Here is a 26682-nt window from a genome sequence, read left to right as displayed (position 1 = left end):
TGTGACCTCCCTGAAAGTCGGATTAATCGTTGAAACGGACGAATATCAGGCGGGCTGGAGGCCCCGATGGCGCGGGGCGCTTCAGTGCGAGTGCAGCGAAGGTTAATGTTTGAGCGGGGATAAGCAGCAGCATCGCAGGTAACAGCAAGGCAAGCGCCAAACTGGCGAGATCCAGTGTCGGGATCTGCGATGCGGGACTGATCGTGTTTGCTGCATCGGCACAATGCTTAAGGCAGCCGCTGGCATGCAGCGCATGTTCATCCACCTGTTGCAGCGTGGAAGGCTTCTCGTGCGTTGCACTCAGGCTGTGCTGCGGCTGCACCAGGCAGCCGTGAAATACCGTCACGATCACAGCCAACACCCACACCCCTAGGGTGAGTCGCAAAAGATTGCGGTAGTGATGACGGAACCAATACATGACGTGCTCCACGGGCTTGTTAGTCCCTAGTTGTTCCAGTGTAGACATCCAGGCAGTCGCAGAGTTGACTTCAATCAGGTAAGTGGGTTTTTAGGTGCGCTTGGGCAGCAAGGCTGTTGCTCGGCAAGCAGGTGTTGCGGTGGTCATGATGCCGAGAGTGCAATCTTCCCGAGTCGGTTTATTTCGGCAAAACTAAACTCAGCTTTCTTGGATGCAGGCCATCCTCGCCGGCTGTTCATCGGCAGGCTGTAGGTAAATTGGAGCTAAGGTTTGACGTTGATGCCGGCGGCGATCAGAGCGCTGCGTAAGGACTGAGGCGCAGCGAAAGCGAGTCGCACAACTCGAAACTGCCAATGCATGACAATCGGTAAGTCCCATGAGAAAAAAACCTGAGCATCACCTTCAACTTCGAGTACGCGAGCTTGGGCAGTTGTTTAACTCGATGGATCCGACACCTTTTCTTAACAAGGATCTCGATCGCGAAGCTGAAGCGTTCATTGAAACTTGGGCTGCGGAATTTTCGTCGGACAGCCGGCTTCGTATCACAATCCACCTTGAGCACCTACCAGCAGAAGGCGATCCAAGTGCGATCATGATCGAGGCAATCCACAATTACTTTGATCATAAGGCAGGCATCACGCGCAGTGAGTTAAAACACCTCCTTCGAGATGGCCGAATCAGTCTGGTGATCGGCATCGCCTTTGTTACCCTTTGCCTGATTGCCGTGGATGTAATCGGCCAACTTGGTACTGGCGCTGTAGTCGGCATGGCGCGCGAAAGCCTGGTGATCGTTGGCTGGGTGGCGATGTGGCGACCGCTGCAGATTTTTCTATATGACTGGTGGCCGATTTTAAGATTGATTCGCGTCTACAAAGCCATCAGCCATGCGCATGTTCGAGTGGTGCAAGGTAAATGATTTCTGCCGTAAGCCGAAAGACGCCGGTATCGGCAATGTACTTGCTAGTCCATATTCGCCGCTATCAATCGGACATCGATTTCTGTGTCTTACCGTGACGAGCTAGCAGGACATCGCCATCCCAATCCCCATTTGCTGTTCCTGGGGGACGAGGAAGAAGTCGTCCATCGTCAAAAGCGACAGCTAGTGTGCTTCGTGGTGCATTTACACCAGGCTGTGTCGACGTCAACGTGATGAGGGGCACGGGGTGATAGATACGCTCCTCGACAACTGATCCCATCCACAGCGATGAAGTACGCCCGTTTGTGAGCTCAAAATCGACGACCCACACTCGAAGCACGAGGCGTGAACTGGTGAGTGCGCCCCCACTGTTCAGTCGAACGAGCGTCAGACTGGGGAAGCGACCACTGGCGAAAAGTGGAATAACCGGAAGAGCTGCCGGGTCGGTCTGGACGGAAAGCCAATTCAGGGCATTCAGAGTTGTCCAGGCCGCTGAGTCGCGCCACCCATTACGCTGCAGGACATCTTGCAATTCGCTCAGATCACCAGCCCACTGGAACGTTAGTGGCTCATTCATCTCGCCAGTCAGATCGATACGCCGTGCCGGTAGTTGTTGCCAACCCGACGCCCACCAATCGGTGGTGGCCATGGACGGAGTCCTTACGTTGACAGCATAGCGGTCGCTGTCGGTCGCATGGCTACGATAGATATTGAGCCCCCCGGCGAGAATCAGTGCTGAACAACCGGCGGCGAACAAGCCTTTTGGCTCAATGCGTCTAACTTGGCGCCGTAGGTAGGACAGCCCGAGCAGCGCCAGCCAAGCCGACCCGAATGCCAATCCCCCAATTACGTCGGAAAACCAATGCGCACCGAGGTAGAGGCGCGAAGAGGCGATCAGAAATATCAGGATTGCTGCGCCGAGAGCGACCACGAGGCGCCATGCCGGATGGAGATCGCGCGCGATGAGAAACGCGAGGAAACCGTAGAGCACGACATTGACCGTGCTATGGCCACTAGGAAAGGAAAATGCACTCCAGCCGGAATAGAGAAGCTCGCCGGGGCGAGCTCGATGCAACGCCACTTTGATGACCGAGTTGAGTGCTGAGGCGCCGGCAATCGCAATCAGCCAATAGGCCGCTGTGCGCCAGGCGCGTTTCCACATGAGCCATAACAAGACAACCATCGTTACCGCTGCCACGACCGTGGTGTCACCGAGTTCAGTAATAGCGATCATTACCGCGTCGCCTGGGGCTGTACGAAGCTCCTGGAGCACGTGGTATATCGCGCTGTCGACGAGCAACAAGGGGTCACCGGTGACGACATCCTCAAGGACGCCAAAGAAGAGCCAGGCTGCACCGAATAGAAGGACGGCTGACAATGTGAGAGTTCGTGCTTCGGGCCGCGAAGGATCGAGTAAATGGCTGAGACTGCGGCCCAACCAATTGTCGTGGGCGCCTGCCCAGTATCGCAGCCGTTCCAGAGTGTCGATGAAGTAGAGGACGCCTCGACGTAATGCCCAGCGCACGATATGCAGAAGTATCCAGCCCGTGATGAGTAGAGCGACCAATAGAATCGCAAGTGGCTTTGCTGCCGCCCCGAGAATGCTGAACGTTGCACCCACGAGTACACCGGACAGGATATGCGAGGGAGCCCAAACGAGCGCCGAGGCAACATTGACGGCATAGAATCGACTAACTGCCATGCCCATCATTCCAGCGAGTAGCGGGATGAAGGCTCGGACGCCTGGTACGAAACGCGCGAAAAATACACTCTTGACGCCGTGACGCTGGAAAAAGGCCTCGCTACGCTGAATCAGTTCGGGGTGGCGATTTAAAGGCCAGAAACCAAGAATTTCGCGGTGGTATCGATGCCCGAGCCAGAACGAAAGACCATCACCCGCGATGGCACCTAATGTGGCGGCGATCAGCAATGGCCAGAGGAGTAATACGCCGCTCGGCACCAAGGCACTGAGCGCGAGGATCACGGCTGTGCCGGGAACGACAGCGCCGACAATCGGGATTGACTCAGAAAGTGCCAGAAGAAACACCGCCAGATAGGCAACATGCGGATTCGTCGTGAGAAACTCGATGATCGATGAGACCAGGGACGTCATCATTCGCGGGCAACCTGTGCAATGTCGGCCGTAAGGCGATCAAGGAACGTTCTTCCCGTCAGATCGCACAATTGATATGAAGCAGGTGTCACGTTAGCGGGGAACTCTACTATGCGCTTTCAAAACGTCCCGAATGCAGCGTCATGGATGTGTTTGACCATATCCCCCTGGGGGGGATAGGATGCCGGCGCAATTCAGTGCGGCCTGAGGCTCAAATCATGAGTGAGCATGAACACGTCCATTCCCATACCCACCAGAGTCATGAGGCGATCATCAAGCGGCTCAAGCGGGCGGACGGCCATTTACGCGGCATCATCAGCATGATCGAAGAGGGTCGAGAGTGCGTAGACATTGCCCAGCAACTGCATGCTGTCGAAAAAGCTATATGCCAGGCCAAGCGCACGCTCATCCAGGATCACATTGATCACTGCCTGGAAGACACTGTCTCGGCCTTGAACAATGGCGAGCGCGCGCCACTGGAAGCATTCAAACAAATCACCAAGTACCTCTAGGTCTGTCATGCCCAATTTCGCTGAACTGCTGCAACAGGGCGGGGCTCACGCCGGGCTGTATTTTCCGAGTGCTATCTTGCTCGGCGCCTTGCATGGCCTGGAACCAGGCCATTCAAAAACCATGATGGCGGCCTTCATCGTGGCCATCCGTGGCTCGGTCAAACAGGCTGTGTTTTTGGGATTGGCCGCGACGCTGTCGCACACTGCAGTGGTCTGGTTGGTCGCCATCGTTGGTATGTACCTGGGCAAAGGCCTGGATGCTCAAACCACGGAGCCTTACTTCCAGATTGCATCCTCCGCCGTGATCATTCTGATTGCGCTTTGGATGCTGTGGCGTACCTGGCGTGGCGAGCAGATGTTCAAGTTCGAGCAAGGTGATGATCACCACCACGGCGACCATGGTCATAGTCATGGTCATCATGATGAGACTCATCGAATTGACACGGGCCATGGCCGTATCGAGCTTTCGATTTTTGAAGAGGGTACGCCACCGCACTGGCGCCTGAAGGCATTGTCCGGGCATGCGTGGCCTGCATCCGATGTTCGTCTTACTACTACCCGTCCAGACGGCAGCACTCAAACGTTTTCATTTATCGAGCGCAAAGGTTTCCTGGAATCGACGATCGATATTCCAGAGCCTCATGAATTTAGTGCTCGCTTGAGTATTGGGCATGCGGGTCACTCCCATGATTACGACCTCGATTACCAGGAGCATGATCACGGGCATGTACATTCCGACCAGGAAGGCTTGGAGTTGTCGGTTGACGTCTATCAGGATGCTCATGAGCGTGCGCATGCCAATGATATCCGCAAGCGGTTCACCAACCGGGAAGTCACCACGGGCCAGGTCGTCATGTTTGGTTTGACGGGTGGTTTGATCCCTTGTCCTGCCGCCATTACCGTTCTGCTGCTCTGCCTTCAGGTTAAAGAGGTAGCGCTGGGTGGCATGCTGGTTCTGTGCTTCAGCATCGGTTTGGCTCTCACCTTGGTCGCTGTTGGTGTTGCCGCAGCAATTGGGGCCAAACAAGCCTCCAATCGTTGGCCATGGCTGAGTACCGTTGCTCGTCGCGCACCTTACCTATCCAGCGTATTGATCATCGGCGTCGGCCTTTACGTGGGCATCCATGGTTGGATCGGCCTGAACGCATAAGGCGACGTCCGAGTGTTTGAACTCAACGCTTCCTTCGGCTTGTTCCTCGAAGTATTTGGCGTTGCCAATCGGTTGATGTTGGTCGGGAAATTGTCCTCCCCCCAACATACGCAGCACCGCCGAGATGAAAGTGAGGATCGATATATGCTTTTGAGCAAACGCGAACAGGCACAACTTGAGCGTCGCCTGATTACCACCCTCACCGAGGCCTGCGAGACGGCCAAAGCGGAGATTGTGGGTTTCTCCTGGTTGACTCACGAGGTGGATTACGCGCTGTTCCCATCCAGTCTTATGATTGTTTGGATTTTCGAGACCCATGCCAGCAGGAATCAAGCGCTTGCCTGCGGACAAGACAAACGGATGCTTGAACTGACCACTCGGGCGTTACTCGCAGCGGGTATTTACATCACTCAAGTGATGGCTCACCTGCACTTCGATAGTGAAGAGCAATGTCGGCAGGTGAACGCTGGTGACTGGCAGCAGCGCTTCGCGCTCAAACGTTTTGCGGAGAGTTGAAGCATGGCCAAGGATATCGAAAACCCCTGTATTTCTGTTTGCCAACTGAACAGCGAACTGTGCCTGAGCTGTGGTCGCACCAAGGAAGACATCAAAAAATGGAAGCGCATGAAGCGCCCAGAAAAGATGGCCGCCGTGCAGCGTGCGACTCTGCGTCTGAAAAGCATGCAAAAAAGAACACCTAAATCTCTGTGATTATCGATTCTGAGCAAGGCCGTTTGTGCTTGTTATCGGAAACTGATGAGCATCGCTTGATGTGATGGCGTTAAGCCGCTAATAGTTAGGGGGACTAGAAGAGGGATTAAAGATGAATTCGAGATTCGTTGTTGTCCCTGCAATCCCAAAAGAAACGGGATCAATGCGTAACGGAGCGCGTTTCCACTGTGAGACTGCGCCCATAGAATTCAACATTTATGACAACGAAGAGAAGCTACGTCTGACGACTACCTATCAGGCCCGAGAAGACGCCGAGGTTGAGTGTCAGCAACTGAACCTGGAGCGCCTTCAAAACGTACTTACGGATCAAGGATCCATGACTGTGCTAAAGGGCATTTCCCCTCTCTAGAAGGTATCAAATGCTTGGCGTTTCGAGACAAGTGGATCAAATGCTCAGGGACGTATGAAGCCTGATCGAGCATTTCAACGACTCTTATCGAGCTACTCACTCCGGCGTCATGAGCACCGCGAGCGTCATGTTGATGAACTCTTCGTTTCTATCGATAGCTGCCAGTGCACCGCGAACGTTTCCGGCGACCTCCGCCGATCCTCGTTGCTCGACCCATAGTGTGAGCTCCATGATTGCTGCTTCGAGAGCCAATTGATTTTGATTGATCTTGAAGAGTAGGGAAGGGAGCAGGTCTGCGATTCAATGATTAGCAGCCGTTGCTCGTTAATATCCGACTTTTTGATCATCACTTTTTGGCGTCGAACTATCTACCTGATAGGCATGCAGAAGCTTTTGAGGTGTCGGCTTTTCAGTGCGTGGCGCTTGCTGTCCGTAGCGCTTGCCAAAGGTTTTCCTTTTATCAATAAGGCGACGAACCCGCATTAACTGCTCGCCTTTGAGTACTCCGTTTTCGTAGGCTTCCATCATGGCCTTTTGGAGATCAACATCCTTAGATCGAGCAATTTCCATCGCCAATTTTATGGATAGCCAACCCTTCTCGACCGCAGCGATTAGACGCTCTTCTCCCTGGCGCAATAGCAGAAGAATTCCGTGTATGTAGCCTGAGTCCAAACAGGTTTTTTCAGCTATCTGCGGGCAGGTATATCCCCGAGCCGTGACTATCTACCAACTGCCGCCGGAGGCCAAACCCTGCTGGGCCACCTTGGCGGTATCCCAATTCGATAAGTCGCGACTGCCCTGCAAAAACTTTCACTGACAGTTCACGGCTGTACTCGCCTGCCATCATCCGCTTCACGCTCTTAACGATGTTGGAGACAGGCGATCCGTCGTTAGTGAATTGCTCTGCACAGTATTGAACGGAGACTCCGGCTTGGCGGCAGCGAACCTCATAGCTCGCGCTGACGTCCGGATCCTGGAAGCGCCCCCAGCGACTGACGTCATAGACCAGAACAGTGGAGTACTCCGCACGACCGCTTTCCACATCGAAAAACAGTTGCTTCAAGGCATCGCGACCCTCTAGGCGCAGGCCGCTCTTACCCGCATCGGTGTAAACCTTGCTGATCTCAAGATCATGGGTAACTGCGTAGAGGCGAATGGTGTCGAGCTGATTCTCGGTCGAGTATTGCTGATGCTCAGTGGACATCCGAACGTACGCCGCTGCCAAGGCCGTGCTCGGTTCATTGAGTGTATTACCCACACCAATTAGATTCTGCATCGACAACATCCTCAACTTTCTCGCGGCCACTAAGGCGTCGCCAGACGTGATGGGATACCGCGTTTTTCGATTTAGCTCTAAAGAAGGTAGAAGATCAGGAAGGGAAAAATGTTCACGAAAACGGGCAATTCTTTTCTGGCTCAAAAAGAGTACGCAGCCGGCATCGCCAAGGCGCTTCATATGGAGCTCGGAGAAACACACCAAGCCACCAAAACGCTGATGCGCTGGACGAACGCAAATGATAGGACAGTCAAGAACTGGATGGCAGGCAGCAGCGGCCCAAGAGGTGAGCACTTGGTTGCGTTGGTTAAGCATTCAGACCGTGCGTTGGCTTCTTTTCTCGGGATGGCGGGGCGACCACACGCGCTGAATGCTTCAGAGTTACCAACGCTCAGGCTGAAGCTTCAAATGGCAATCGAGGGAATAGATTATTGTCTAGCGATTAGGGATTGATAAGAAGCATTCCCTACATTCGCGTCGACTTGCCTACATTCGGGTAAGATCCATGGAGATCACCAGTAGCGTTTTATACGGCCTGAGCGCCCGAATCTTTTAGATGCTGTACGAGGGTTTCCTTCAATTCGAGAAGCGCCTCTCGCAGTCGCGAGTCCTCTCTGGCGTCGTCTGACGCCGGCCTGAACTCTTCAACGTGCCTGAGCAAGGCTTCGGCATTGTTTGTGTTGAGATCAAAAACAATCATGTTGAGTCCTGGGCTTGGAGGAGGGTGATGTCAGCAAGCGAATCCGTGACTGAGTTTTTCAAGCTCAGCCTTTACGAGTTCGTAGCCCGCTTCAGTGAGAGCGACCTCCAATGGTGTGCGACCACCGAAGGCGATTTTTGGTTGGGTCAGCCAGATGTCGGCTTTTTCTTTGTTGCCAAAGACCTGTTCGGCTTGGCGTTGGATCAGCTCAACGTAATTCACATTCGGGCCCTCGTGGGGATTGCTCGCATCCGTTCACTCCTCACTAAGTTCGTATCTGACACTTTTGGATGGAAACGGATATACATTTTCATCATTTCGCAAGAGATGTTCCGCTTCGTCCAATTGATGTAAAAGCATCACTTCTCGTGCCAGTGACTGATGGTAGAGCTTTTTCCAACACTCAGCTTCCTCCTTCCAACGTCGAATGGATTCATTTACCAGCTTCTTCGGTTGAGCACGCAGCTTCTGTTCGGCGGCAAATCGCATTACCTCCTTGATAAGCTCGTGATAGACGGGGCGTTGTTTTTTGATGCTCCCGGCACTTTTTCCCGCCTCTAAAGCAACAGCATTGAGGGTGATTGCTGTCCCAATCGGAACGCGGGCAGGTCTTCCTTCCACCAGCCGCTGCAACGCCTCGAAATACTGAAAAACACTGTCCGAACGGGTACCGTCGCCTTTAGTCAATTGGGTGTTTGTCATATCTTGCTCGCAATGTTTAATCAGTCCGCTTTCGCAACCAAGCGGTCGCGCATTTTTTCCAAGTCCTGGAGGTTTTGTGCATCCATACGATATTCGACAGATCCAGGGTCAAGCGTTTCCAGATCGAAGCGCAGAACTTCAATCGTGTAGTCGAGCTTGCTAAGTTTGATTACTGACTCGCTGCATCCATCACAAGTAGAGAAGTCGGCATGTGCTCGCTTCTCGCATGGCTGAATCGAAAGGCACAACCCCACAGGAGTTGTTGCGCAAGCGATCAATCCCTTCTTCTTTCGAATAAGCAGTTGATCAATAGTTTCCTCTAGGACGATCGCTTGTTTATCTTTATCGTTTTGAATCCTCCGACCTTCAACTCCGTGCAGCTTTTCTTCGGAATAGAGTATATCTCTGATATAAATAGCGTTGCTCGCATCAAGAGCAGCTTCTTTGAATTCAGCTACCATTTCAGGTGACCACTCACTCATTTTCATGAGCCCGGCTGAACAGCCTTTTTGGTAGTGTTCAGAGGTTTTTCCTGACAAATGACCTAGCACTCTTTTGAGGGGGGCTATGTCCATAAGATCGTCTTCGGCGCAGTAGACTGTCATAGTGCGTCGAAACTGGTGAGTAGTGAAACTCCAAGGTTTACCGATCTGAAATTTCTTTTCGGAGCGCCAGTCCCGGCTAGGGTCGATTAGCTCTAGGCAGAAAAGATCTTCTTCTTCGATGGGGATCGGTGGTAAACGAGTTTCATATTTAAAAGAAATACATTTATTGAATAAGACAGGCTCCTTTCGTTTGGTAATCGGGATGTGAGTCGGCGCAATAAAAAAATTTTTTATGCCTTTGTGTTCGTTTGGCAAGTAAGGGTGAATGATCTCATAGATTTCAACAAGTGTTTGAAGAGGAGTCTGAATATGCTCAGTTGTGATCCATCTGGTGTCAACAGCTCTTCCAGTCGACTTGGTTGAAATTCCAACTACATAAACACCTTCTTCGCACCAGCCGGTCGCCTTTTCAAGGCATTCATGCTCAAGTAATAATGCCTCGCCGCTGCGCATAAACGTCAAAATATGCACTAAAGCCTTAGCGCAATATTGCGCCATCCCTAAAAATGATGGGGCAAACGAGACATCCAGAATTTTATATTTTCGGAATAAATGATCGAGACCATGCATTCTTGCGGCTTCATCGAAGTCAGGCTCGCCTGCTGCATCTTGGCTAACCTCATTGAGTTTCTTGATCATGTACTGAGAATGTGTGCCTCTTGCGTAGAGGCGATTGCTCGCGGCTAGTTGGAGAAACTCAGTCAGCTGGGTGCGGTGTTGTTTGAAGTCTTCTAAGACTTCATGATAGTGACCCCAGCGAAGGTTCAAGATCCGAGGAGGGATTACTGGGTGTTGTTTTTTACTCTTATGCGACGTGCCCCTGTAAACATTTTTCAGCGCCTTCATGAAAGCGTTTGGTATCAAAAACCAGTGGTTTGGGCATTTGGTGATATTGAATATCCTTAAAATTTGCCACAAAACGCTCGCGCGCGCATGAGCCATGCTTGCCAGCATAGGTTTGTATAGATCCGGTCTGTGTACAAGATCGCGAATCAGAATGTCATGATCATCGGCATATCTGCATAAATATAATAGTGAGTAAAGCCCACCAAACTGACTGCTAGCACGAAGTGTCTTGGTAGCTCCCTTGTTAGAGAACATACGCATCAGAAAAAAAATCTGAACCAGGAAAATGTTTTCACTGTTTGTAGTTTTATTGCACTTCAATCCGGAAAAAGAATATGTGATGTTGTCAGTGATGACGAGTTTGAATTGGGTCATCTCCCAAATAAGATCACTTAGCTTCGACAAAGGCTGTCCGTGCTCATCAATCGACAGAATCAAGTCTTTAGATATATTGTCGAAAGACATTCCATAATAAACCTGAGGTTTGGCGACTGCCGGTTTAGTTAGTAAAGGGGCCTCGTCCCTCATAATAGGAAGTCGTGTGTTGACCTTTGCAGTGTCTTTTGTTGGTGTCATCGGATGGCTCCAATTTTGATGAAGCGTTCAAGGTATTTCGTCCAGTACTCGGTGAGTTCACGCTCGTCATAAACGCGCTTCCGGATGATTTTCGAGTCAGCTATAGCTGTTGGGTTAATTTCGTGAATTCTGTTCAAAAGTTTCTCGATGATTTCTAGCGCAGGCTGATGTATAAGGTTGAAATGATCAAGGTCGTTACAGGTTCCTAGGAATTTCTTGATGACATATTCCAGGCTGTAAAGTTTGTGGATACTCTCAGGCTCAGGTGTCACGCGAAATTCATTGCAAAAAAGGCATCCTCGGCTATTTTTGCAGTCTGGTTCATAGCCAGGCGGAATTGAAACTGCGCTTGTTGGTTTTGCGCCGCTGCATAAACCTGATGGGACTCTGAGGTGCTCTGCACTATCGAGCATGTTGACTATTTTTCTAACTGCCTCAACTATTCGGTCTATCGCCTCTTTTTCTTCAACGTTTGTGTAGCTTGCTCGCTGAGTTTTATCTGAATGATGTAAAAGAGCAGCTGCTGTATCTTGGTCGTAGTTTTTTACCAGCCATGAATCTTTATACGCCCTAAGCTTTTTATAGCTCAACATCGGAAATGCTGGGTCAACCATAGCCTGCATTTGCACACAAAGATTTCTAAGCAGGTTTTCATCAAGTTGACGGAACTCGGAGATCGTTCGGTAATCGAATCCAATAAATAATTTGTCGAATTGATGCCCGTTAAGAATGTGCTTGCGTAGTTCAATGAATTTTTTGAAATGCTTGACGAATGGCGCAGCTACGGTAAAGGTGATGGGTTGCACTCCTCCTCTCTGCTTGATGCTGATAATACGTGTGCCTATGCTCCCCTTCGAAATCTCGTAAGCGCCATTCCAAGGGGTGGATATAATGGTTGACTCATTCTCCCCGCTATTGAGTGCGAAAAGTGCTACGAAGCTGTCATGCGCTAACTTGTGCAGTCGAACCATTCTTTGGCAGTACAGATCAGAATTGCCCTCCGCGAGACGGTTAGCAGATTTATAAGCAAAGGATTGATAGTTTTTATAGTTTGCATTCGGATTCTCTTTGTGGACTTCAGACCAAAGCTTGCATTTTCCGGTTTCGTAGTCGACGTATCGGCTTATGTGCCCGCTGCGAACTTTGTTCGTTACAACGCTGTCGGTAAGGAATGGATAAGCCTCCGTAGTAAGAACTGCCCGTTCGTTGTCGATCTTTATAGCATGCGGAAAAAGATGTTTGCTTAGAGTGAAATCAGACAGTTCATTGAACACGCTTGTGAAAACATTGACAAACCGCTTGACCGGAGCCTCTGGAGGCGGCTTTGTAGACGAAGATTTATCCGTGATGGACTGAATTCGTTCGATGCCTGCACTAAAATCAATTTTTGATTCCGGAAAAAGATACGAGCCACACTCTATCGCCACCGATTGAAGTTTCGCTTGTGTAACTTCCTTTCGGTTGCTTTCTTTGAGGTGTGTAGTGAATGCTTGTAATGCACACTGATAGCTTTCTGGCGACTCAAGGAAGCCTATAAGATCACTGTTGTTGCAGAAGTTGACAATCAACGCAAAGTCAGCAAGTTTTGAACCGGCTCCGGCAGCAGTTTTATCTGAACATGCCATCGTAATTACTTCACTTACCAAATTTTGAATAGGCTTCGCCCGCTCTGGTCTATGGAGTGATACCTCCACAGTTTTAGGCAAGCGCACGCTTTTTTTACCTGTGAAGCACCAGGCACCAACGTCATGGTGTTTTCGATGCGCCGAGCGAACTACGATGTTCTCTAGAACATTGGACTTCAACAGCGCCTGCAGGTAAACCGAGGTGCGCACACCATATTTTTTTGGCTGTTGGGTATCGATATGTAAATCAATGGTTGAAATATTATCTAGGTTGCGCATGTTTAAATCTCGTTGTTGCACATGTCTATGATGTGCTGCTGGTACTCCTTATCTGCTTGGTAAATAATGTCTTTATTTTGCTGGAAGTTTAGGTAAGCTTGGGTTGTTTTTGAGTTGCTGTGATTCATGCGCTTGCGTACATAATCAATCAATTGCATATAGTTGATCTGCCCTCGGTTAAGCATTTCGCGTCGTTCCTCTACCAAATTCATTCCAAAGGTTGCACGAAGGTCGTGAAAACTAAAGTCCACGTCACACTCCAATTCTTGCATTAAAGGTTTCAAGTATTTTGAAATGAAGCTACGTACATATGAGCCTTTCTCGTTGCTTTCGAACCTGCCTCTATCGCTTTTCGCAACATAGTAAGGGGTGCCAGTCTTGCTCAAAAAAATATACTGCGCGCCCTCAGGTTGCTCAGGGGCTAACGCTGCTCGATGTAAATAGCGATCGGAATTGATATAAATGCTCAACTTATGGTGTAACCATTTTGGCATCATGATGGTCTGAGGTTTGTCGTGCTTCGCGTCAACCAGTGAGCCTCTCCCCGCGCGCACTGGTACAAGATCGAAGCTATTAGATTCGCTTGGTTGAATTGATGAAACTCGAAGCGTTAATATGGTTTGAATGCGCATCCCCGTCACCAAAGCAATCGTAAAAATCAAGAGCATTTCGGGATGCCCGGTTTTTATTAAGGCTTGGAGCAGTGCCAGTTGTTCTTTCTTACTCAGCGGTATCAGCTTTCCACCATCAATTATGTACTCGCCCGTGGAGTTGGGTCGGGTCGCGGGGAAAGTTAAATCCGTGTGCGTAATGTACTTGGTGCGCTCATATCCATAAGCATCTTCAAACTTTATCGTGGACTTCTTGGTTTTCCATGGGGGCTGTTCAGGAGTGAAGTTTCTATTCTCCATCAAGTCCTTATAGAACGTTATCATTGTCCGTATTTTTGCGTTTGCAGTTGCTTCGGAGATCAAAAGTTTTTTTGTTGGTAGATTGAATTTCTCTTTGTAGATGTAAGTTGGTCGCTCGAAGCGATACCCGCTAAAGTCGAGAAAATGCCGGCCTTCACTAGCTAGCGTGGTCATGAAGTCTGCCAGGTGTCCCGCCATGGCTAGCAGGGTTTCTGGGTCTTTTGAATCATCATCAAGAGCCAGGCGCAACAGGAAAAGTGTTCCCTCCTTCCATATCGAGCCATCAGGACTAAGAATGACAGGCTGGGATCGTATAACTTGAACTGTATGATCAATGCAAGTCACAGGATAACGAGTTCCGCCATGCTCACTTGGTTGAACCCAGCCTCGCGCCTCAGACTCGCCGCAACGTTTGAATAGGTCAACGTTGAATAATTTTTGTGCTCTGAATACTGTTGCGATATTTGTGTTATCGCTCTGGCTAACTTTTTCAGTGGCAGCGGGGGGCTTCAAAAGCATTAGCACTTTCCCAAAATTTGTCAAAAAAGGATTTCTCAACTGGTTTTCATCAGCTGTCTTGAAATGCAACTTGTGTTAGTGAAGATCAAGAATTGAAGGTGGGTGGGTCTCGGTCTTTGTTATTGGCCCCGTTGTCCGTTAGTTGTGTCCATCGTATTCAACTCACCAGCCGTTGTCGCGCCATCCCGACGAGCGGTAGTTGTTTTTGTCATATATTGGTGAGCAGGTTTTTTTTTGGTGGGTGAGGCTTATCCCCGCATAATTATTTATTTAGGTGCGAATTTGGTTATTAAATTACAAGAAATACAGGGATCCCTGCGTAGTTAGAATTGACGGGTTTGTCATATATTGATTTTGGATTGTGGCGTAAAAACTGACGTATTTTGGAATTGACGGCATCTTAAGATTGCGTGTTGCGTTCGAGATTTGAATAGGATCTGTCAACGCCCGCTCTATTAGGACGGGTGACGAAGTGGCATATTAATGAGGGTGGAGAACTCCGAGTAGATCGAGGTGGTTTGTCGAGGCTCAGACCTGGTGTCCAACTGCGTATCAATCGATAAGCTTGAATGAGCGAGACTTGGCAAGGGATGGTTGTAGTGGTCAACTGATTTCGGACGCGACGTTAAGTTTTTTACGCGGCCTGAGTTGGGGCCAGCCCATAGTTGAATTGGTGCGGTCGAATCCAGTTGTATCGATGCATCCGGTAATGACTTATGTTTCGGTGCGCTTCTTGAGCCGTCATATAGCCCACGGTCAGTATTCATTCATTTTTCAGGCTACGAAATACGCGCTCCATCGGCACATTATCCCAACAGTTTCCACGACGGCTCATGCTTTGGCGCATTCGGTAACGCCAAAGCCGTTGGCGAAACTGGCGACTGCAATATTGGGCGAGCCCTGGTCCGAGTGAAACAGCAGCCCTTGAGACCTTCCACGCTGTACATAAGCCTCGTCCAACCCCTTGATCACCAACTCGGCATCTGGCTTGTTCGACAGCGCCAAGCCCACAATTTGGCGCGCGGAAAGATCCAGAACGACGGCCAAGTGATGCCATTTCCCTTGAGCCCAGATGTCTACATATACACCGAGGGGGAGATTGAAGGGAGGGTAGGCAGGGATCGTCAAGCGGTTGGGAACGGGGAGAATTGCGAATCGGGCGATGTGCTGACGTCGGTGTCCATGGAGGAGCTGGATTCGGACTGGTATTGGGAGAGCAGGGTTGTCGATTCCTCGGTATCGCTCTCCTCGGCTGTCCATTTTTGCTGTGAGGTCACACGATGCGTGTTTTGGGCAAAGGTCACGCGTAATTCTGCACCTTGACCGTGTGCAGCGTGATGTCCACCACATCGCCATCGGCGCCGACCTGCGGCATCTCGATCCAGTCGCCGACGCGCAGCATGTCGTTGCTGGTCAGCTGCACACTGGCGACGAATGACAGCAGGGTGTCCTTGTAGACCAACAGGATCACCGCCGACATTGCACCCAGACCCGACAGCAGCAACAGCGGCGAACGATCGATCAGCGTGGCGACGATGATGATCGCGCCAAACACGTACAAGACCATTTTCGTCAGTTGCACATAACCTTTGATCGAGCGGGTGCGGGCGTGCTCGGTGCGGGCATAGATGTCCAGCAGGGCATTGAGCAACGCTGCGATGGCCAGCAGCAGGAACAGGATGGTGAAGGCCAGTGCGACGTTGCCGAGGAAAACCATCGCCGTTTTGCTCAGATCCGGCACCAGGTGCAGGCCGAACTGGATCACCAGCGACGGGGTGATTTGCGCCAGGCGTTGAAACACTTTGTTGTGGCGAAAGTCGTTGATCCAGTGCAGGCCGGCTGGCGACCGAGCATGCGGCTGGCATGCAGTATCAGATAGCGTGCCACTCGTCCGAGTACCAGGGCGATCACCAACAGCACTGCCAGCGCCAGACTGGAATGCAGGAGCGGATGCTGATCGAGAGTGCCCCAAAGGTCTTGGGCGTTGAGCCAGAGCTGTTTGATATCCATGGGTGAAACGATTCTTCTATAGGAAGCGACGGGGCGATTAAAGCATTTAAGACGCTTTGTATTACGCTCAGGGACAAATCAGGCAACAAAAAAGCCACTGTTTGCTGTCGTTTGCATAAAGAAACTCGGCCTGAGCGCTCGAAACCGGTACCCTATGCAGCTGTTTTTTTGCATATCTTCGAGGTAGCACCCGTGTTTTCCCAATTCGCCCTGCACGAACGCCTGCTCAAAGCCGTGGCCGAGCTGAAATTTGTCGAGCCAACGCCTGTGCAAGCAGCGGCCATTCCGCTGGCGCTCCAGGGGCGTGACCTGCGGGTGACAGCGCAAACCGGTAGCGGCAAGACCGCTGCATTCGTCTTGCCGATCCTCAACCGCCTGATCGGTCCGGCCAAGATCCGCGTCAGCATCAAGACCCTGATCCTGCTGCCGACCCGTGAGCTGGCTCAGCAGACCTTGAAAGAAGTCGAACGCTTCTCGCAGTTCACCTTCATCAAGTCTGGCCTGATCACCGGCGGTGAGGACTTCAAGGTTCAGGCCGCCATGCTGCGCAAGGTGCCGGACATCCTGATCGGTACGCCGGGCCGGATGATCGAGCAACTGAACGCCGGGAACCTCGACTTGAAAGAAGTCGAAGTGCTGGTGCTTGACGAAGCCGACCGCATGCTCGACATGGGCTTTGCCGACGACGTTCAGCGCTTGGTGGACGAGTGCACCAACCGTCAGCAGACCATGCTGTTCTCCGCCACTACCGGTGGTTCGGGCCTGCGCGAGATGGTCGCCAAGGTGCTGAACAACCCTGAGCACTTGCAGCTCAATGCGGTCAGCCAGCTGAACGAGACCACTCGTCAGCAAATCATCACTGCCGACCACAACCAGCACAAAGAACAGATCGTCAATTGGCTGCTGGCCAACGAGACCTACCAGAAGGCCATCGTGTTCACCAACACCCGGGCCATGGCCGACCGCATCTACGGTCGCCTGGTGGCTCAGGAGTACAAGGCGTTCGTGTTGCACGGCGAGAAAGACCAGAAGGATCGCAAACTGGCGATCGACCGCCTGAAGCAGGGCGGGGTGAAAATCCTCGTGGCGACCGACGTTGCCGCTCGCGGCCTGGACGTGGACGGCCTGGACCTGGTGATCAACTTCGACATGCCACGCAGCGGCGATGAGTACGTGCACCGCATCGGTCGTACCGGTCGCGCCGGCAACGATGGCCTGGCCATCTCGCTGATCTGCCACGGCGACTGGAACCTGATGTCGAGCATCGAGCGCTACCTCAAGCAGAGCTTCGAGCGTCGCACCATCAAGGAAGTCAAAGGCACCTACGGCGGACCGAAAAAGGTCAAGGCCTCGGGCAAAGCCGTTGGCGTGAAAAAGAAAAAGACTGACGCCAAGGGCGACAAGAAAAAAGTCGCCGCCAAGACCCCGACCAAGCGCAAGAGCGCCAACCGGCCGAAGAGCGATTCCCTGGTCAGCAAGGATGGCATGGCCCCGCTCAAGCGTCGCAAACCGGAAGCGCCGGCTGCTGAATAAAACGCCGTAGCGATCCCATAAAAAAACCGGACTCAGGTCCGGTTTTTTTATGCCTGCCAATAGTTGCTGCTATACGGACCTTTTGATCACTGGCTTGCAGGCGAAGTCGACCCCTTGACCCGTCACGCCGGGTGGGAGATCGCCAGCAAGCCGCCTGCCGTTTCAACCCTCGGTCTTTTTCTCCGCCGATCCCAGTTCCTTCAAGCGCTGGTCGATCAACTGGCACTTGTCCGGCAAATCCTTGGACGCAGTCCCAAGGTCCATCTTCTGCAACTCGGCATTGATCTCCTTGGCCTTGGTCGGGTTCTGCTCTGTGAGCCTGGCCACTTCCTGTGCCAGTTGTTCGCGTTTGGCGGTGGCCTCTTCGGGCGTGCAGGCCCAAGCGGGCAGGGCACAGGTCAAAGCGCCGGCGAGGGTGAGCTTAAGCAGTGTTTTCATGGTGGCAGGCCTCGGTTCCGGTTAAGGCGGGTTACCCGGTTGAGCGCTGCCCCATGGCAAAAGTTCAGTGACAGGTGATGGCCGCGCCTCTGTCGCTGGAGGTTAGTCTGCGTGGCAGCAGCTCGACTTCGCCCCTTCCGCGTACCGGTCGTGATGCCGCACCCATTCCATGATTTCCTCTTCATTCCTGCCCTTGGGCGTCAGATCGAGGTAGTTGTAGGCGCCGACCAGCATGTCCAGGCCTCGGGCGTAGGTGGAATAGGTGTGGAAAATTTCTCCGGCCTCATTGCGATAAAAAACACTGAGTCCCGGGAGTTCTTCCTCGGAACCGTCGGTTTTTTCGTAGTTGTACGTAGCCGTTCCGGCGGCGACCTCTTCGGCTCGGGCACTGACGCCAAAGTCATAATTGAAATCGCTGCCGGCCGACGATACCCAGTCGAATTTCCAGCCCATGCGACGCTTGAATGCCTGGAACTCGGCGAAGGGCGCATGGGAGACGGCCACCAGCGCGATGTCGTGGTGGGCCAGGTGCTGGTTGGCACCGTCGATGTGATCGGAGAGAAACGAGCAACCGGGGCAACCTTCGTCCCAGCCTTCGGCGAACATGAAGTGGTAAATGACCAACTGACTGCGCCCGCCGAACAGATCAGCCAGATTCAATTCGCCACCTGGTCCCTGAAAGCGATAGTCCTTGTCGACTTTCACCCAAGGCAGGGCGCGGCGTTCGGCGCTGAGTTTGTCCCGCTCCCTGGTGAAGGCTTTTTCGTGGGCCAAATGTTGTTTGCGGGCGACCAGCCATTCTTCCCGGGACACGACGGGATGATTCTGAATGTTCATGGGGTTTTCTCCTGCGCGATGCTTGGAGTTGACTGACACAGCTTAGTCGCTTGATCCCTGCCCAATTCGACATACCGCCGGTCGGTGCTGTTCGAAACCCCGGCTGAACGGCTGCCGTTCAGGCCGGTCACAACCTATGAAGGCCCTCTCACTCACGGGCACCGGAGGTTGAATCAGGATGACGACTTATAACTGGGATTTGATTGAGCGTTTGCTGCACGAGGTGCAAAACGGTGCGAGCAGTTTCACCCCGCGACCCTATGCCGAGCAGTACGCGACGCAGAAGGCAGCGGAAGGCGAGCAGACTGAAAACCTGGATCACCTGAAAGCGGTGGCTGGCGAGTACGAAAAGTTGCTGCTGGAGCGTGGCTACATTGAGCCTCGGCCCGAGGATCAGGGCGGCAGCGGTTCCAATTACATTTTGACGCCCCGTGGCTCAAGCCTGTTGAGCCTGATCGACAGCAGCATTCCGGGCAATGACCATCCACGCCAGGTGCTGGATGAACAGGAAGATGCGCTGGCTGTCGAGACGTTTGATGCAGTGGCGGCGAAGGCGCAGATTGCCTGAAAACCACGATCGCAGCCTTTTGCAGGCGTTGCCCGAGGCTGCGATTCATTTACCGCTGTTACCCCTGTTTTACCGCCTTCAGGCATTTCAAATCGCTGAAATCCTTGCGCACGCCCTCCATTTTCTTCAGCAAGCGTTGACGTTGTTCCGGCGTGCTCTCTGCCATCAAATCCACAAATAGCGAACGCGCCTGGGCTTCGGTGTTGGCGAAGGCCTCGCGGTATTGCGGTGTCCACAAACTCTCGCGATTGACCAGAAGCGTCTCGATTTGTTGTGGGAATTGTGGGCTCTGACGTTGCGCCACGGCCTCACTGAACTGTTTCTGCCAATGGGCACGGTTGGCGATCCATTGCGTGTTCTGGTCGCCCAGGCTGGTGGACCAGGCAACGACGCGCTGTTGCTGGGATGGATTGAGGGGGCCAAGCCAGTCTCGCAAGCGTTTTTCCATGCGCTCGCCGCGCTCCTTGATCTGCTGATCAAGGGACGGTTTCAAATATTGCTCCTGGTGTTTGCGCAGGTCCTTGGCGAAAGCTTCGTTCATTTCCGCGACCTGTTTGTCATTCAGGCCTTGCAGCAACTCGATGGCCGAGGGGGTGATCTCCCGTGCGGTCTCGGCGATTGCCTGTTTGGCCTCCTCCGTGCGGGCCTGCAGCGCCGCATCCGTGACTTGATTGGTTTCGACCATTGCCTGCAAGCGATCCAGCCAATCGAGGTAACCGGGTATTTGCGTGGAGCAATGCCAGCTGAGGTGTTCCCTGAGGCGTTCGTTGAGCCAGCTTTTTTGCTCAATGTTCATGTCCAGATAGTCGCTGAGCGACCATGGAATGATGATGTCGAGATTTCGGTAAGCAAGGCCCATGCGACTGCACCCGCCAAGCGCGAGGGTGACGGTCAGCACAACGGCGATGCGTATTAACCAGCGCGACATGGACCCTTCCTTGCGAAAACCCGGCTTACCGGGCTGATACTCATGTGAACGCAGGTTGAGCCCGGCAGTTCAGCTGATCAATAGAAGCTGCGCTCTGCCTTAAGCGTGACCAGTCCGTCGCACTGGCTGTTGTGCCCGGAGTAGGCTGAGCAATTGCTGCCGCTGAGGCTGGAGTCGCTATAGATCAGATCAAGGTCGATGCCCATGAACGGACGGGACAGTTTCAGCGACCAATCGGTGAAACTGCCCACATAGCCACCGTCCACCGCGACCGGAGTATTCAACTGATGGGTGGTGTATTTGAGGCTGACCCCGATGCCGAAGGGTTGATTGCCGCCCAAGTCGGCGAACAGGGTGCCGTTCTGTTTATCCGGGTCGTTGCTGAACGCAGCACCGAAACGGCTGCCGAGCAGGGTCAGGCCACCGAACAGTTCGTGGCTGTCGAGGGTGTCCACTTCGGGGTAGCTGTAATGAATGACGCCTACTTCATAGCCGAGGGTTTGGTCAAAGGGGTGTTTAAACCCTGCGTAGGAATCGACTTCGAGATTTTTCCCGGGGCTTATTCCCATGCTTGGCGACCACTGCCCCACATAGAAGCCGCTGTCATGAGTCAGGTCCAGGCCGCCGTGGAACGAGCCGACGGCCGATGTTTTCACCAGTCCCTGAGCCATGCTGCGAGTCGGGTTGGTGCCCAGCTTGAGGTCGAAATCACCCAGCTCGCGCTGAAAGACTTGCGCATGAGCCAGCGAGCAGACCAGGAGGCTGCCGAGCAGTAACAAAGGACGGGAGGTTTTGAGCATGCGTCACTCCATGAGCAGCGAGCGCAGGCTGATGGCCTGCTGAAACGCTTGATCCAGACGCGTGCAAGGATACCGGCGAATGATTGGCGTCGATGGCCGTTCGTCGATTTATACGAGATCAGTGGTAGGCAAGGAGGGTGTTTCAGGGTTCCAGTCCAAGCGCTTCGAAGCTCAAAGCGCTCGTGGACCAGGTGACGCAGAGGGTTTTACTTTTTGCCCAAGGTGATCTGCTTGGACGGGCCGAACGTCTGGCCGCTGACGCCTTTGGCAATTTGCTGGATTTCACCACCGGACTTGAGGAACGCAGCAATCTGATTGTTGATTGATTCGCTGGTTTCGACGGCTGGAGCTGGCTTTGCTTTGCTGTTGGATGCTTTTACGCGCATGGCGGCCATTAACCTGTAGAAAATTAACTTGGCCAGGCATCGTACAGGAAATGCCGGCTAATTGCTTGGTAAATATCCCTTGAAGGACCGCGGGCAAGAGCGAGGTCGAGCGCAAGTTATTATCTTGATTAATCCACTAAGCTACTGTTTTAACTAAAGACAAGGGCGAAAAAATGGGTGTTGCGCCTGTGAGTGACTGACGCTCGAATCCCGAGAATGGACTGACGAGCGGCCACGCCACCCGCCAGAACCCATGGTTTTTAAGGCTTTGAGCGAGATTTTCCTGCACCATCGGGCTGGGCACCGAACGCGCCTGGGAAAACCGGGTAGAATGCGCCCACGCAATGAGGGTATTGAACATGGCTTTAGTCGGGCGTTACAACAGTTTGCAAGTGGTTAAACACACTAACTTCGGTTTATATCTGGACGGTGGTGCGGATGGCGAAATCCTTCTGCCTAATCGTTATATTCCAAAAGATATTCCCAGCGAAGATGAAGACTGGCTCAATGTTTTTGTTTATCTGGACAGCGATGACAAACTCATCGCAACTACAGAGAAGCCGAAAGTTCAGGTCGGTGAATTTGCAAGTTTGAAAGTTGTTGAAGTCAACAGTATTGGCGTGTTCCTGGATTGGGGACTGCCGAAGGATCTGTTGCTGCCGTATTCCGAAGAGAAGCGGCAGATGACCGCGGGCGAATACGTCGTGGTGCATGTCTACCTCGACAAGCACACCCGCCGCATCACCGCGACCGCGCGTCTGGACCGTTACCTGGACAAAACGCCGGCCAACTACACCGCAGGCCAGGAAGTGGACTTGCTGGTTGCCGAAGCCACCGACATGGGGTTCAAGGCGATCATCAACAACAAGCACTGGGGCCTGATCCACAAGAACGAAATCTTCAAGTTCATGCGCGCCGGTAAAGAGGAGAAGGGCTTTATCAAGGAAGTCCGCGCCGACGGCAAGATCAGCCTGAGCCTGCAACCGGTCGGCCAGGAAGCGGCCACCAGTCTGAACTCGAAGATCCTCGCCAAGTTGCGCGAGAACAATGGCACCCTGGCGGTCAGCGACAAGAGCGATCCAACGCTGATCAGCAGCATGTTCGGTGTCAGCAAAGGCAACTTCAAGAAAGCCATTGGTGCCTTGTACAAGAATGGCCAGATTGTCATTCACGCCGATCGCATTGAACTAAGCTAAGCGCTTGCCAGCCCCATACAGGAGCGGCCCGAACCGGCGGCGGCTCCTGTAAGGGCAGGATGATGAAAAAAACACTCATAGCCTATGTCACCACCCTGGCGGCGTTTCTCGTACTCGATGGACTCTGGCTTGGCGTCCTCATGGCTTCGACTTACCGGGAGCTGCTCGGTTCGTTAATGCTCGAACAACCACTGTGGGCCCCGGCAGCGCTGTTTTATCTGCTTTATGTCGCCGGTTGTGTGGTGTTTGTGGTGATGCCGGCGCGGAGCTGGCCACACGCCGCGCGTCTGGGGGCATTATTGGGCGCGGTGGCCTACGGCACCTATGACTTGTCTAACTGGGCGACTCTGCAAGGGTGGTCGGCGCGGTTGGCGTTGATTGACATGGCGTGGGGGGCGGCGGCGACCTGTATCGCCTGCGCTACCGGTTTCCTGGTGGCGAGCAGATTGTCCGGGTCCATTCGCGACAGACCGGTGTAGGCGCGATGACGCAAAGGGCAATTTCAAGGTCTCTGTCAGGCGGCAGTTTCTGGCCATCTGGTTAATAATCGACAGCATAATTTTTCGCCCCGACACCGCTTGTTCAGCAAGCGGGTCGGGGCTTTGCTTTTACTGTCGAGTCACTGCCATGTTCTATGTCGTTTTCGAGGTCTTGCTGTGAGCGTCACTCGGCGTAGCGCCGATGGATTTGCCCTGCAAGTGATGCTGGGCTTGTGCCTGATCTGGGGCGTTCAGCAGGTGATGATCAAGTGGGCAGCACCTGACATCGCGCCAGTCATGCAGGCAGCGGGGCGTTCGGGCATGTCCGCGTTGCTCGTTGGGTTGTTGATCTGCTGGAAGGGCGGTTGGGATCAAGTCGGCACTACCTGGCGCGGTGGCGTGTTGGCCGGCGCACTGTTTGGCCTGGAGTTTTTCTTCATTTCCGAAGGCCTGCAACTGACCACGGCGGCCCATATGTCGGTGTTCCTCTACACCGCGCCGATTTTTACCGCGCTGGGTGTGCATTGGTTATTGCCGAGCGAGCGGTTAAGACCTGTGCAATGGCTGGGGATCTTCCTCGCCTTCGTCGGCATCGCCATAGCGTTTGCCGGTGGCGTGTCCTGGGCCAACCTCGATCACCGCATGCTGATGGGGGATGCGCTGGGTGTATTGGCGGGTGCCGCCTGGGGCGCCACCACGGTGGTGGTGCGTGCTTCGCGGCTGTCGGAAGCCCCCGTGACCCTGACCCTGTTCTATCAGTTGATCGTCGGCTTTGTCGGCCTTCTGTTGATCGCGCTGCTCAGCGGCCAGATCACCCACGTCAGCCTGACCACCGTGGCAGTGGCCAGTGTGCTGTTTCAAGGCGTGGTGGTGTCGTTCTTCAGCTATCTGACCTGGTTCTGGCTGTTGCGCCGGTATCTGGCGGCGAACCTGGCAGTCTTCTCGTTCATGACGCCGTTGTTCGGTGTCACGTTCGGTGTGGTGTTGCTGGGCGAAAAACTGAGCCTCAACTTCGTGATCGGCGCGGTTCTGGTGCTGCTGGGCATCACCTTTGTCAGCGCTGAGCAGTGGGTGCGTCGCCGTTTGCGCAAAGCGCTTGGCCAGCACTGACCGGGCTCAGGAGCAACCCGCCGGCCAGCAGCAAGCCACTGCCGGCGATCACCAGCGCAGGTTGCAGACCACCGCTGAAATGGCTGCTCAGTGCCGCCAGTAAAGGCCCGCTGAGCTGGCCTACGGCAAAGCACGCGGTCAGCAGCCCGGCATTGCGTTGGCTGGCGTGGGGCGCCAGTTCCCGGGAACGCTGCATCACCAGTTGCATGCAGGCCAGGAACGGGGTGCCACACAAGATCACCCCCAGCGCGAGTCCCGGACCGTTGCCCAGCAGGCAAGCGAAGACCCCGGCGGCTTGCATCCATAAGGTCAGGGTCAGCCAGTGACGCGTGGTATTGGCCGCTTGTCGGCGCAGACTCACCAACACCACGCCAATCGTCGCTGCCAGGCCGAAGCAAGGCCAGAACAGATCGGCCTGCCACTGCCCGTGGAACTGCGCGCTGGCCATTTGCGACAGGAAAGTGGCCGGGATGATGTAGCCCAGGCCGTACAGTCCATAGACCACGCCTAAACGACCGATGCCTCGATTACCCGTGCTGACAACGCTTTCAGAGGCGGGCACGGCCGCGCCCGGCTGCGGCAGGAAGCGCAAAACCCCCAACAACATCAACAGGGCAACGGCGGCATACACCAGCCACAACGTGGCGGAAGTCTGGCCCAGGAGGTTCGCGATCAGCGCCAGCACCCCGGTCAGGAAAATCCCCAGACCCGGTCCGGCAAATACCACGGCGCCGAGCCGCGGGCGCCCGGCGGCAGCCGCCAATGGCTGGCTCAGCGCGGTAATCATCACCAATACCCAGGCACTGGCCACGCCGGTGCCGAAACGCAGCAACAGATGCGACCAGAACCCGTTGGCCCAGAACGACGCCAGGGTCAGCAACACACAGAGCCACAAACCGCCCAACAGGCGACGGCGGACTTGATCGGCACGACGGGACAGCATCGCGTCCACGGCGCCGACGAAGTAGCCCAGGTAATTGGCGGCGGCAATCAATCCGGCGGCGGTCAGGTCGATCTGGCCTTCGCTGAGTAAATGCGGCAGTTGCGGCGTCAAGGCAAAACGGCCAATGCCCATGGCCATCATTAGAGCGACAAAACAGGCAAGCAAGCGAATCAAGGGAGACATGGCATGAGTTCCAGCTGAGGATCAATGACCGTCAGGCTAGGATCGATTGACTTTCTTTAAAAATGAATAATAGTGAGTAACTTGTTCTTGTTTGGAGAATGGCGTGGAATTCAGTCAATTGCGGATTTTCCAGGCGGTGGCGGAGGAAGAGTCCATCACTCGTGCCGCCGAACGCCTGCACCGGGTACCGTCCAACCTGTCGACCCGGCTTAAACAGCTGGAAGAGCAACTGGGGGTCGAACTCTTCCTGCGCGAGCGTCAGCGTTTGCAGTTATCGCCTGCGGGAAAAGTCCTGCTGGACTACACCACCAAGTTGTTTGCCTTGCATGATGAGGCTCACGCTGCCGTACAGGGCGGGCAACCGGCCGGTGACTTCGTGCTCGGCACCATGTACAGCACCGCCGCCATTCACCTTCCGGCGCTATTGGCGCGCTATCACCGAACCTACCCGGCGGTGAACCTTCAGGTGCAGTCCGGGCCCAGCGGCGAATTGCTGGAAGGCTTGCTGACCGGTCGGCTCGATGCGGCGCTGGTGGATGGTCCGCCGGAGCTGGCGGGGCTCGACGGTGTGCTGTTGTGCGAGGAGCGACTGGTGCTGATCAGCGAGGCGGACCACCCACCAGTGCTCAGTGCGCGAGATGTGGAAGGGCGTTCGGTGTTCACCTTTCGTCAGGGCTGCTCTTACCGGATGCGCCTGGAGGCCTGGTTTTCCCATGATCATGCGGCGATGGGCCGGGCCATGGAAATCGAGTCCTATCCGGGGATGCTGGCGTGCGTGATTGCCGGTTCCGGGGTGGCACTGATGTCGGAGTCGATGCTCGCCAGCCTGCCAGGCCGTGAAAGCGTGGCGGTACACCCGCTGGCCGAGCCGTTTGCCACGGCAACCACTTGGCTGATGTGGCGCAAAGGCATGGTTGGGGCCAACCTGAATGCGTGGATCGAACAGCAAGAGGCGGTGTATCCGTCGGCGCAAGTTCAGTCGCGTGCGATGGCATAAGTTGATATTGGTCAATTGTGATCGATTCAGTAACAGATCATTGCC

General features: G+C 53.8%; 27 protein-coding genes and 4 pseudogenes. 12 read left to right on the top strand and 19 right to left on the bottom strand.

Annotation, left to right across the window (positions count from 1 at the left end; genetic code table 11):
- Positions 1–22 precede the first annotated feature (22 nt).
- The gene (locus ACGJAX_RS29295; protein WP_390957011.1) at positions 23–418 is read right to left on the bottom strand and encodes a hypothetical protein; all 396 of its coding nucleotides are present in this window, start codon (positions 416–418) and stop codon (positions 23–25) included.
- 376 nt (positions 419–794) lie between these two features.
- Here ACGJAX_RS29295 and ACGJAX_RS29290 point away from each other — a divergent pair, with 376 nt between their 5' ends.
- Positions 795–1334 carry a hypothetical protein gene (locus tag ACGJAX_RS29290; protein WP_390957010.1) on the top strand — a complete coding sequence of 180 codons (540 nt, stop codon included), beginning with the start codon at positions 795–797 and terminating at the stop codon, positions 1332–1334.
- A gap of 64 nt (positions 1335–1398) precedes the next feature.
- Here ACGJAX_RS29290 and ACGJAX_RS29285 read toward each other — a convergent pair whose 3' ends face one another.
- Positions 1399–3450 carry a VTT domain-containing protein gene (locus ACGJAX_RS29285; protein ID WP_390957009.1) on the bottom strand — a complete coding sequence of 684 codons (2052 nt, stop codon included), beginning with the start codon at positions 3448–3450 and terminating at the stop codon, positions 1399–1401.
- Positions 3451–3665: 215 nt separating this feature from the next.
- On the opposite strand from ACGJAX_RS29285, the gene ACGJAX_RS29280 reads away from it, so the two are divergent.
- From ACGJAX_RS29280 to ACGJAX_RS29265, 4 genes are all read left to right on the top strand, one after another.
- Positions 3666–3959 (top strand): metal-sensing transcriptional repressor, encoded by a 294-nt coding sequence (locus ACGJAX_RS29280; RefSeq protein WP_390957008.1) that lies wholly within the window; start codon positions 3666–3668, stop codon positions 3957–3959.
- 7 nt (positions 3960–3966) lie between these two features.
- Positions 3967–5109, top strand: coding sequence for a nickel/cobalt efflux transporter (locus ACGJAX_RS29275; RefSeq protein ID WP_390957007.1), 1143 nt, complete (start codon positions 3967–3969; stop codon positions 5107–5109).
- Between the two features lie 144 nt (positions 5110–5253).
- On the top strand, positions 5254–5625 hold the full coding sequence (locus ACGJAX_RS29270) for a hypothetical protein (protein ID WP_390960025.1): 372 nt from the start codon (positions 5254–5256) through the stop codon (positions 5623–5625).
- Between the two features lie 3 nt (positions 5626–5628).
- On the top strand, positions 5629–5820 hold the full coding sequence (locus ACGJAX_RS29265; RefSeq protein ID WP_390957006.1) for a DUF1289 domain-containing protein: 192 nt from the start codon (positions 5629–5631) through the stop codon (positions 5818–5820).
- Between the two features lie 466 nt (positions 5821–6286).
- On the opposite strand, the gene ACGJAX_RS29260 is transcribed toward ACGJAX_RS29265, so the two are convergent.
- From ACGJAX_RS29260 to ACGJAX_RS29250, 3 genes and pseudogenes are all read right to left on the bottom strand, one after another.
- A complete protein-coding gene (locus ACGJAX_RS29260) occupies positions 6287–6490 on the bottom strand; it encodes a hypothetical protein (protein WP_390960023.1) in 204 nt (67 codons plus the stop codon).
- 2 nt (positions 6491–6492) lie between these two features.
- Positions 6493–6913: pseudogene (locus ACGJAX_RS29255) on the bottom strand (plasmid partitioning protein RepB C-terminal domain-containing protein); the annotation flags it as partial.
- Positions 6900–7394, bottom strand: a pseudogene (locus ACGJAX_RS29250) (recombinase family protein); the annotation flags it as partial. The pseudogenes ACGJAX_RS29255 and ACGJAX_RS29250, both read right to left, overlap by 14 nt.
- 180 nt (positions 7395–7574) lie before the next feature.
- On the opposite strand from ACGJAX_RS29250, the gene ACGJAX_RS29245 reads away from it, so the two are divergent.
- Positions 7575–7919: a hypothetical protein gene (locus ACGJAX_RS29245; protein ID WP_390957005.1), complete on the top strand. Its 345-nt coding sequence runs from the start codon at positions 7575–7577 to the stop codon at positions 7917–7919.
- Positions 7920–7992: 73 nt separating this feature from the next.
- Here ACGJAX_RS29245 and ACGJAX_RS29240 read toward each other — a convergent pair whose 3' ends face one another.
- From ACGJAX_RS29240 to ACGJAX_RS29205, 8 genes and pseudogenes are all read right to left on the bottom strand, one after another.
- Positions 7993–8166 (bottom strand): hypothetical protein, encoded by a 174-nt coding sequence (locus ACGJAX_RS29240; RefSeq protein WP_390957004.1) that lies wholly within the window; start codon positions 8164–8166, stop codon positions 7993–7995.
- Positions 8167–8196: 30 nt separating this feature from the next.
- A complete protein-coding gene (locus tag ACGJAX_RS29235) occupies positions 8197–8388 on the bottom strand; it encodes an antitoxin Xre/MbcA/ParS toxin-binding domain-containing protein (protein ID WP_390957003.1) in 192 nt (63 codons plus the stop codon).
- 33 nt (positions 8389–8421) lie between these two features.
- Positions 8422–8868 (bottom strand): hypothetical protein, encoded by a 447-nt coding sequence (locus tag ACGJAX_RS29230; RefSeq protein WP_390957002.1) that lies wholly within the window; start codon positions 8866–8868, stop codon positions 8422–8424.
- A 20-nt stretch (positions 8869–8888) separates the two neighbouring features.
- Positions 8889–10895, bottom strand: coding sequence for a hypothetical protein (locus ACGJAX_RS29225; RefSeq protein ID WP_390957001.1), 2007 nt, complete (start codon positions 10893–10895; stop codon positions 8889–8891).
- Positions 10892–12799, bottom strand: a complete 1908-nt coding sequence (locus tag ACGJAX_RS29220; RefSeq protein WP_390957000.1) for a hypothetical protein — start codon at positions 12797–12799, stop codon at positions 10892–10894. The genes ACGJAX_RS29225 and ACGJAX_RS29220 overlap by 4 nt, the downstream gene beginning before the upstream one ends.
- A gap of 2 nt (positions 12800–12801) precedes the next feature.
- Positions 12802–14229, bottom strand: coding sequence for a tyrosine-type recombinase/integrase (locus tag ACGJAX_RS29215; protein WP_390956999.1), 1428 nt, complete (start codon positions 14227–14229; stop codon positions 12802–12804).
- A 603-nt stretch (positions 14230–14832) separates the two neighbouring features.
- Positions 14833–15414: pseudogene (locus ACGJAX_RS29210) on the bottom strand (DDE-type integrase/transposase/recombinase); the annotation flags it as partial.
- A 121-nt stretch (positions 15415–15535) separates the two neighbouring features.
- Positions 15536–16239 (bottom strand): annotated as a pseudogene (locus tag ACGJAX_RS29205) (mechanosensitive ion channel domain-containing protein); the annotation flags it as partial.
- Positions 16240–16431: 192 nt separating this feature from the next.
- On the opposite strand from ACGJAX_RS29205, the gene ACGJAX_RS29200 reads away from it, so the two are divergent.
- A complete protein-coding gene (locus ACGJAX_RS29200) occupies positions 16432–17772 on the top strand; it encodes a DEAD/DEAH box helicase (protein ID WP_247257918.1) in 1341 nt (446 codons plus the stop codon).
- 162 nt (positions 17773–17934) lie between these two features.
- On the opposite strand, the gene ACGJAX_RS29195 is transcribed toward ACGJAX_RS29200, so the two are convergent.
- Together ACGJAX_RS29195 and ACGJAX_RS29190 are read right to left on the bottom strand one after the other, a co-directional pair.
- Positions 17935–18210 carry a hypothetical protein gene (locus tag ACGJAX_RS29195; RefSeq protein ID WP_090324425.1) on the bottom strand — a complete coding sequence of 92 codons (276 nt, stop codon included), beginning with the start codon at positions 18208–18210 and terminating at the stop codon, positions 17935–17937.
- A 102-nt stretch (positions 18211–18312) separates the two neighbouring features.
- Positions 18313–19047 carry a DUF899 family protein gene (locus ACGJAX_RS29190; RefSeq protein WP_390956998.1) on the bottom strand — a complete coding sequence of 245 codons (735 nt, stop codon included), beginning with the start codon at positions 19045–19047 and terminating at the stop codon, positions 18313–18315.
- A gap of 178 nt (positions 19048–19225) precedes the next feature.
- Here ACGJAX_RS29190 and ACGJAX_RS29185 point away from each other — a divergent pair, with 178 nt between their 5' ends.
- The gene (locus ACGJAX_RS29185; protein ID WP_390956997.1) at positions 19226–19615 is read left to right on the top strand and encodes a transcriptional regulator; all 390 of its coding nucleotides are present in this window, start codon (positions 19226–19228) and stop codon (positions 19613–19615) included.
- Positions 19616–19673: 58 nt separating this feature from the next.
- Here the strand turns inward: ACGJAX_RS29185 and ACGJAX_RS29180 are convergent, their stop codons facing one another.
- The 3 genes from ACGJAX_RS29180 to ACGJAX_RS29170 all read right to left on the bottom strand — a co-directional run bounded on the left by ACGJAX_RS29180 (position 19674) and on the right by ACGJAX_RS29170 (position 21738).
- Complete coding sequence (locus ACGJAX_RS29180; protein ID WP_390956996.1) at positions 19674–20543, bottom strand: DUF6279 family lipoprotein; 870 nt, start codon at positions 20541–20543, stop codon at positions 19674–19676.
- Positions 20544–20620: 77 nt separating this feature from the next.
- Positions 20621–21343, bottom strand: coding sequence for a TorF family putative porin (locus ACGJAX_RS29175; protein WP_390956995.1), 723 nt, complete (start codon positions 21341–21343; stop codon positions 20621–20623).
- A gap of 206 nt (positions 21344–21549) precedes the next feature.
- Entirely contained in the window at positions 21550–21738 is a 189-nt protein-coding gene (locus ACGJAX_RS29170; RefSeq protein WP_017337097.1) for a hypothetical protein, read from the bottom strand.
- 350 nt (positions 21739–22088) lie between these two features.
- Between ACGJAX_RS29170 and ACGJAX_RS29165 the strand changes: the two genes are divergently transcribed.
- The 3 genes from ACGJAX_RS29165 (at position 22089) to ACGJAX_RS29155 (ending at position 24514) form a co-directional block, all read left to right on the top strand.
- Entirely contained in the window at positions 22089–22925 is an 837-nt protein-coding gene (locus ACGJAX_RS29165; RefSeq protein WP_090324417.1) for a S1 RNA-binding domain-containing protein, read from the top strand.
- A 62-nt stretch (positions 22926–22987) separates the two neighbouring features.
- Positions 22988–23404: a DUF2177 family protein gene (locus ACGJAX_RS29160; protein ID WP_390956994.1), complete on the top strand. Its 417-nt coding sequence runs from the start codon at positions 22988–22990 to the stop codon at positions 23402–23404.
- 177 nt (positions 23405–23581) lie between these two features.
- Positions 23582–24514 carry a DMT family transporter gene (locus ACGJAX_RS29155; RefSeq protein WP_390956993.1) on the top strand — a complete coding sequence of 311 codons (933 nt, stop codon included), beginning with the start codon at positions 23582–23584 and terminating at the stop codon, positions 24512–24514.
- On the opposite strand, the gene ACGJAX_RS29150 is transcribed toward ACGJAX_RS29155, so the two are convergent.
- Positions 24459–25640 (bottom strand): YbfB/YjiJ family MFS transporter, encoded by a 1182-nt coding sequence (locus ACGJAX_RS29150; RefSeq protein ID WP_390956992.1) that lies wholly within the window; start codon positions 25638–25640, stop codon positions 24459–24461. The two genes, ACGJAX_RS29155 and ACGJAX_RS29150, sit on opposite strands and share 56 nt — an antisense overlap.
- A gap of 103 nt (positions 25641–25743) precedes the next feature.
- Here ACGJAX_RS29150 and ptrR point away from each other — a divergent pair, with 103 nt between their 5' ends.
- Complete coding sequence (gene ptrR / locus ACGJAX_RS29145; protein WP_090324411.1) at positions 25744–26637, top strand: putrescine utilization regulator PtrR; 894 nt, start codon at positions 25744–25746, stop codon at positions 26635–26637.
- The last annotated feature ends 45 nt before the right edge of the window (positions 26638–26682 follow it).

The sequence above is a fragment of the Pseudomonas moorei genome (assembly GCF_042846945.1).
In the GTDB taxonomy this organism is placed as follows: domain Bacteria; phylum Pseudomonadota; class Gammaproteobacteria; order Pseudomonadales; family Pseudomonadaceae; genus Aquipseudomonas; species Aquipseudomonas moorei.
This window is presented reverse-complemented; position numbering and strand designations above follow the sequence as displayed.

Coding starts and splice junctions, on each gene's coding strand:
- ACGJAX_RS29270 (WP_390960025.1), top strand. CDS start 5,254: ATGCTTTTGAGCAAACGCGAACAGGCACAACTTGAGCGTCGCCTGATT.
- ACGJAX_RS29240 (WP_390957004.1), bottom strand. CDS start 8,166: ATGATTGTTTTTGATCTCAACACAAACAATGCCGAAGCCTTGCTCAGG.
- ACGJAX_RS29285 (WP_390957009.1), bottom strand. CDS start 3,450: ATGATGACGTCCCTGGTCTCATCGATCATCGAGTTTCTCACGACGAAT.
- ACGJAX_RS29220 (WP_390957000.1), bottom strand. CDS start 12,799: ATGCGCAACCTAGATAATATTTCAACCATTGATTTACATATCGATACC.
- ACGJAX_RS29265 (WP_390957006.1), top strand. CDS start 5,629: ATGGCCAAGGATATCGAAAACCCCTGTATTTCTGTTTGCCAACTGAAC.
- ACGJAX_RS29190 (WP_390956998.1), bottom strand. CDS start 19,047: ATGAACATTCAGAATCATCCCGTCGTGTCCCGGGAAGAATGGCTGGTC.
- ACGJAX_RS29185 (WP_390956997.1), top strand. CDS start 19,226: ATGACGACTTATAACTGGGATTTGATTGAGCGTTTGCTGCACGAGGTG.
- ACGJAX_RS29280 (WP_390957008.1), top strand. CDS start 3,666: ATGAGTGAGCATGAACACGTCCATTCCCATACCCACCAGAGTCATGAG.
- ACGJAX_RS29245 (WP_390957005.1), top strand. CDS start 7,575: ATGTTCACGAAAACGGGCAATTCTTTTCTGGCTCAAAAAGAGTACGCA.
- ACGJAX_RS29225 (WP_390957001.1), bottom strand. CDS start 10,895: ATGACACCAACAAAAGACACTGCAAAGGTCAACACACGACTTCCTATT.
- ACGJAX_RS29215 (WP_390956999.1), bottom strand. CDS start 14,229: ATGCTTTTGAAGCCCCCCGCTGCCACTGAAAAAGTTAGCCAGAGCGAT.
- ACGJAX_RS29195 (WP_090324425.1), bottom strand. CDS start 18,210: ATGAAAACACTGCTTAAGCTCACCCTCGCCGGCGCTTTGACCTGTGCC.
- ACGJAX_RS29295 (WP_390957011.1), bottom strand. CDS start 418: ATGTATTGGTTCCGTCATCACTACCGCAATCTTTTGCGACTCACCCTA.
- ACGJAX_RS29290 (WP_390957010.1), top strand. CDS start 795: ATGAGAAAAAAACCTGAGCATCACCTTCAACTTCGAGTACGCGAGCTT.
- ACGJAX_RS29160 (WP_390956994.1), top strand. CDS start 22,988: ATGAAAAAAACACTCATAGCCTATGTCACCACCCTGGCGGCGTTTCTC.
- ACGJAX_RS29180 (WP_390956996.1), bottom strand. CDS start 20,543: ATGTCGCGCTGGTTAATACGCATCGCCGTTGTGCTGACCGTCACCCTC.
- ACGJAX_RS29230 (WP_390957002.1), bottom strand. CDS start 8,868: ATGACAAACACCCAATTGACTAAAGGCGACGGTACCCGTTCGGACAGT.
- ACGJAX_RS29170 (WP_017337097.1), bottom strand. CDS start 21,738: ATGGCCGCCATGCGCGTAAAAGCATCCAACAGCAAAGCAAAGCCAGCT.
- ACGJAX_RS29150 (WP_390956992.1), bottom strand. CDS start 25,640: ATGTCTCCCTTGATTCGCTTGCTTGCCTGTTTTGTCGCTCTAATGATG.
- ACGJAX_RS29165 (WP_090324417.1), top strand. CDS start 22,089: ATGGCTTTAGTCGGGCGTTACAACAGTTTGCAAGTGGTTAAACACACT.
- ACGJAX_RS29275 (WP_390957007.1), top strand. CDS start 3,967: ATGCCCAATTTCGCTGAACTGCTGCAACAGGGCGGGGCTCACGCCGGG.
- ACGJAX_RS29175 (WP_390956995.1), bottom strand. CDS start 21,343: ATGCTCAAAACCTCCCGTCCTTTGTTACTGCTCGGCAGCCTCCTGGTC.